We start from the raw sequence: 5020 nt of genomic DNA, 5'->3' as shown, positions 1-5020 counted from the left end.
GCGGTGGCCGGGGGCGCCTCCGGGGAAGGCTCCGAGCCGGTGCCGGACCCGGACGGGGTGCCGGTGGCGCCGGGCTTGAAGGCCTCCTCGACGGTGGTCTCGACGCGGCGCACGGCGGTCTCGATCTTCTCCGCGGCGGTCTTGGTGGTGGCGGCGGCCCAGGTGCGCAGCTGTTCCAGGCCTTCCTTCACCTTGGCCTGCTTCTCCGGGTCCTTCACTTCCTTGAGGAGACGCTCGGCCTCACCGCGGAGGTCGTCCGTGGTGCGCTTGAGGTCCTCGCCGGTGCGCTTGAGGAAGTCCATCAACTGCCTGTCCCACTTCTCGGCCATGACCCGTCTCCTCCGCTCTGGCTGCCTGAACCCATCCAACTGCACGTCCGACAGGAGCGCAAAGCCTTCCGCCCTGTCCAGACGCAGACGGCGGGATGCGCCATCGATTGCCTTGTGACGTTGCGTCAGCCACCCTGTCTGGCGGCAAGCGGGTGCCCGCGCGACAGTCCACTGCCAGACACGTTAAGGTGCGTGCCCTCTGCCGGAAAGCCGCCATCGCGCGGTTCCGGTGCTGGAGCTTCTCCCTATGTCGCGGTCCATCCGAGCGGTCTGGTCGCTCGTCGTGCTCACGTCGCTGGTGTCGCTGTCCGCCTGTAGCTCCGATGACCCGGAGACGAAGGGGCCGGTGTTGCCGGCGGTCACGCTGCACGCGGCGACGGTGGGTGCGCCCTTTGAACAGGTGCTGACCGCGACCGGGGGCACGCCGCCCCTCACCTATTCGGTGGGCGCGCTGCCGCCGGGCTTCTCCTTCTATGGAGACACCGGGAGGCTGGTGGGGCCCGCGACGCAGGCCGGTGAATGGACGCTGACGGTGGGCGTGCGCGACGCGAAGGGCGCCCAGCAGACGCGGGCCTACTCGCTGCGCTCGTGGGAGGCGCCGGCCATCACCACCATGTCGCCGCTGCCGCCCGGGACGGCGGGCAGCGCCTACACCTTCACCTTCACGTCCACCGGCGGGGCGCCCCCGCTGACCTGGTCGCAGGCGGGCGGCGCGCTGCCGCCGGGGCTGGAGCTGTCCGAAGAGGGCGTGCTGACGGGCACGCCGCAGAATCCCGCGCTGTATGAGTTCACGCTCCAGGTGAAGGACGCCAACAGCGTCCAGGCCACCGCCGTGCTGCGGCTGCCCCTGCGCACCCCGAACGGCGACCTGCCGGACGGCGGTCCGGTGACGGATGCCGGGACGGCGACGGACGGGGGGACGAAGACGGATGGCGGGACGACGGATGCCGGCCCGGCGACGGCGGTGCCCCTGAAGGTGGGCAACTGGAACATCGAGTGGTTCGGGGACACGACGCCCGGCAACGGCCCGGACGACGAGGCCCTGCAGCTGGCCAACGTGACGGCGGTCCTCGCGGACGCGGGCGCGGACATCTGGGGGGTGGCGGAGATCGTGGACGAGGCCCAGTTCAACGCCCTGAAGGCGGGGCTGCCCGGCTACGACGGCTTCCTCGCCAGCGACTCCGTGCGGGTGGGCGGCGAGTACTACTACTACAGCGCGGCGGACCAGAAGGTGGGCGTGCTGTTCAAGACGGACGCGGTGCAGGTGCTGGCGGCGAACGTCGTGCTGTCCTCGTGCTCCAGCAACTTCGCTGGCCGGCCGCCGCTGCGCGTGGACCTGCGCGTGACGCGGGGCTCCACGAAGGTGGACCTGACGCTGATGGTGCTGCACATGAAGGCGTTCGCGGATTCGGACGCGTACGCCCGGCGGCAGGGCGCGTCGGTGTGCCTCAAGAACTACCTGGACTCGAACCTGCCCACGCAGAATGTGTTGGTGGTGGGGGACTGGAACGACGACGTGGACACGTCCATCTACGTGACGAACCCGTCGCCGTACCAGAACCTGGTGAGCGACCCGACGCGCTACAAGTTCCTCACGCAATCCCTGTCGGAGGCGGGGGTGCGCTCCACGGTGAGCAACACCCAGTTCATCGACCATCAGCTGGTGACGAACGAGCTGGTGCCGTACCACGTGGCGGACTCCACGGTGGTGCTCAGGCCGACCATCACCAACTACAAGGGCACCACGTCCGACCACTACCCCATCCTCAGCCGCTTCGACTTCGGCACGCTGGCGCAGGCGCGCAGCGTGACGGTCACGGCGCCCAACGGTGGCGAGACGCTGGCGGCGGGCAGCACGTTCGACATCACCTGGACGTCGAGCAGCGTGACGCAGGTGAACGTGCAGTACTCGTTGGACGGCACGGTGTGGCGCGACGTGGCGACGAACCTGTCGGCGGCGAGCGGGCGCTACACGTGGACGGTGCCGAGCGAGTCCTCGACCACGGCGCGGGTGCGGGTGGCGGACGCGACGCGCGCCGACGTGGCGGACCTGAGTGACGGGGCGTTCACGATGACGCGGCCGACGCAGCAGGTGTTCATCAACGAGTACCTGGCGCAGCCGGACAACGTCTCGGGCGGGACGACGCCGGACTACGACCAGCAGTTCGTGGAGCTCTACAACGCGGGGCCGGGGTCGGTGGACCTGAGTGGCTGGAAGATCCACGACGCGAAGTCGTATTCGGGCGCGGATGCGGCGCGGCACACGTTCACGACGGGCACGGTGCTGCCGGCGGGCAAGGGGTACGTGGTGTATTCCGGTGTCTCGGCCCTGCCGCAGGGCGCGACGTACGCGACGGTGTCCAACGGGGGCCAGGGTCTGAGATTCGACCGGGGCATCAACCAGAGCGGCGCGGGCGACACGGTGTACCTGGTGCGCGCGGACGGCACGGTGCAGGACAGCCACTCGTATGCGAATCCGCCCATGGATGTGTATCAGGGCTATTCGTTCAACCGGAAGCCTGACGCGAGCGCCACGGGAACCTGGGACTACGGCTACAGCGTGGGCTCCCTCTTCGCGACGCCAGGACGCAGGGCGAACGGCACCGCGTTCTGACGGATCCGCGAGGCACGACTTCCACCTGGGGATCTGCTTGGGTGGACGCATGACTTCGCGAACCCGTGCCTCGAGCGCTGCCCCCGTGTGGATGCGCTACACGGCCGTGGCGCTGTGCATGCTGATGTCGGCCTGTGGGACGACCCGTGCGGCGGTGACTCCGGCTCCGGAGGAGCTTCCGCGACTCGTGCTGCTGCTGCGGGAGGCACCGGACGGGAGCTTCACGCAGGAGTGGCGGCCCGCTGAGGCGTCCGAGCTTGCCCGCTACGTGAAGGCGGATGAGGGCCGGCGCATCGTGCGGACCGCGCGCTCCGTGCGGGACTGCGATGCGGAGCATCTGGAGTGCATGCGGGAATGCCTCAGCCGCCCGCTGCCTCGCGGGTACGGACATGCTAGCAATCCGCGCGGCAAGGCGGACTACTGCAACAACCGGTGTCGTCAGCCCTACCTGGACTGCGCTGAACTGGAGAAGCTCCGGCCCCAGAAATTGTCCTCGATTGAGGAGGTCTCGGACTGGGTGAGCCGCCACCGCGAATCGCTTCTCGTCGGTAGCGTGGTTGTCATCGCGGGTGTTGTCTTCGTCGTCGTGTCTGCGGGTGCGGGGTTGGTCGTCCTGGCACCCGCGCTGCTCCTGACGGACTCCGGAGGCGATCTTTCACATCCTCTTGCAGGGGTTCTTCCATGACGAGGCTCTTTGACCAGATCGAAGTGCTCGGGCGAATCGCACTCGATGATGCCCCAGCCACTCCCGGGAGCGAGGAAGCACTCAAGGCGGCCGCGACCGCCATCCGCTTCATCGAGACGTCCGGACAGACCTACGACTTCGAGGACTACGTCCAGAGCCTCGAAGCGTACGCTCCCCCCCTCGCCATCGGTCGCTTCGCCACCCGGGAGGAGGCAGAGGCGGGAATGAGAGCTTGGAGACGGCCTCCCGCGGTGGCGTTCGTACTGATCGCGGACACCTACCACTCCGCCATGTACGTCCCCTCCACCGGGAAGACCCATCTGGTCTCGCTTCCCATCATCCTGGAGCATTACCTCGCGGACATGGCGAACGACGGACCCAAGCCTTCGGGTCTGTCATTCGATTCCAGGGCCGAAGCGGAGGCCTGGCTCCACCAGCAGCCCACGCCCCCGCAGCAGGTCGTCATCCTGATTGCCGGCGCCCCGTACCTGGCCGCCTACCACCACCGCATCGACTACCGCGTCCTGTATCCCCTGCCCCCGCCCACGCCTCCTGCGTCGGAGGCGTGAGCACCGGGAGCGCGATTACAGACGGATCTGCAGGCGCACGCCGGGCTGGATCCAGACGTGGAGCGACTTCGCGTCGCTGGGGACGTCGATGCTGTTCTCCGACTCCTCGAACACCTGCGTGGTCAACTTCGAGTACTGCCCCAGCGAGGCCGAGATGTACGGCCCCACCGCGATGGAGCGGGTGAGCTGGAAGTCCAAGCCGAAGTGCGCGTGTCCCAGGTCGAACCCCTGCAGGCCCAGCTTCGCGAGCGTCGGATCATCCCCCACCTTCATGGAGCCGGACTCGTAGCCCACGCCCACGCCCAGCCAGGGGCTCACGAACCCTTCCGGCGCGAAGTGGTAGTCCAGGTCCACGCCGAAGCGCAGCACCCGGCTCGAGCACTCCACATCCTCGGTGCAGCCGTCGGGCTTCGCGATGCCGTACTGGAAATAACCCCCCAGGGAGAGGTGCCGGTTGAAGAAGTAGGAGAGGTCCACCTGCGGCGCCACCGTGTTGCCAAACGTCTTGGACAGCGAGGTGTCCTCCACCGCGTCACCCACGGGAATGCCGTACGCCGCGCGCACGCCCAGCGCCAGCCCGGAACCCGAGGACGCTTCCTGCGCCACCGCGGGCACCGCCAACAGCGAAAGGGACATCACCAGCGAGGGGATGAGGGGTCGAGCAGTCATGTCGTTCACCGGAGAAAGAAGCCGTCGTCGGACGGCGGGTGGATGCGTCGCCGCTGCGCATTTGCAAGGGCACGGCCACCCGCGTCCAGGGCCTTACACCCAGGCGTCTATTTCCGCATCGCCCGCGAGGGGAATCGCCCCTCCCGCCGGCCCC

The 5020-nt window shown here is 68.5% G+C and carries 4 protein-coding genes and 1 pseudogene; 3 read left to right on the top strand and 2 right to left on the bottom strand.

What is annotated here, in order from left to right; genetic code table 11:
• Nucleotides 1-329, bottom strand: a pseudogene (locus D7Y13_RS38360) (transcriptional regulator); the annotation flags it as partial.
• A gap of 247 nt (nucleotides 330-576) precedes the next feature.
• Here D7Y13_RS38360 and D7Y13_RS38355 point away from each other — a divergent pair.
• Genes D7Y13_RS38355 through D7Y13_RS38340 form a run of 3 tightly spaced genes read left to right on the top strand, consistent with a single transcriptional unit; the run spans nucleotide 577 to nucleotide 4197 of the window.
• Entirely contained in the window at nucleotides 577-2943 is a 2367-nt protein-coding gene (locus D7Y13_RS38355) for a lamin tail domain-containing protein (protein ID WP_233596018.1), read from the top strand.
• A gap of 49 nt (nucleotides 2944-2992) precedes the next feature.
• Nucleotides 2993-3628, top strand: coding sequence for a hypothetical protein (locus D7Y13_RS48385; RefSeq protein ID WP_233596017.1), 636 nt, complete (start codon nucleotides 2993-2995; stop codon nucleotides 3626-3628).
• Nucleotides 3625-4197, top strand: coding sequence for a head protein (locus D7Y13_RS38340; RefSeq protein ID WP_120538119.1), 573 nt, complete (start codon nucleotides 3625-3627; stop codon nucleotides 4195-4197). Before D7Y13_RS48385 ends, D7Y13_RS38340 begins: the two co-directional genes overlap by 4 nt.
• 15 nt (nucleotides 4198-4212) lie before the next feature.
• Here the strand turns inward: D7Y13_RS38340 and D7Y13_RS38335 are convergent, their stop codons facing one another.
• Entirely contained in the window at nucleotides 4213-4866 is a 654-nt protein-coding gene (locus D7Y13_RS38335) for an outer membrane beta-barrel protein (protein ID WP_120538118.1), read from the bottom strand.
• Nucleotides 4867-5020: the final 154 nt, after the last annotated feature.

The sequence above is a fragment of the Corallococcus praedator genome (assembly GCF_003612125.1).
GTDB lineage: Bacteria > Myxococcota > Myxococcia > Myxococcales > Myxococcaceae > Corallococcus > Corallococcus praedator.
This window is presented reverse-complemented; position numbering and strand designations above follow the sequence as displayed.

What these genes read in the sequence shown, in the direction of transcription:
- D7Y13_RS38340 (WP_120538119.1), top strand. Translation starts at nt 3,625, where the DNA reads ATGACGAGGCTCTTTGACCAGATCGAAGTGCTCGGGCGAATCGCACTC.
- D7Y13_RS38335 (WP_120538118.1), bottom strand. Translation starts at nt 4,866, where the DNA reads ATGACTGCTCGACCCCTCATCCCCTCGCTGGTGATGTCCCTTTCGCTG.
- D7Y13_RS38355 (WP_233596018.1), top strand. Translation starts at nt 577, where the DNA reads ATGTCGCGGTCCATCCGAGCGGTCTGGTCGCTCGTCGTGCTCACGTCG.
- D7Y13_RS48385 (WP_233596017.1), top strand. Translation starts at nt 2,993, where the DNA reads ATGACTTCGCGAACCCGTGCCTCGAGCGCTGCCCCCGTGTGGATGCGC.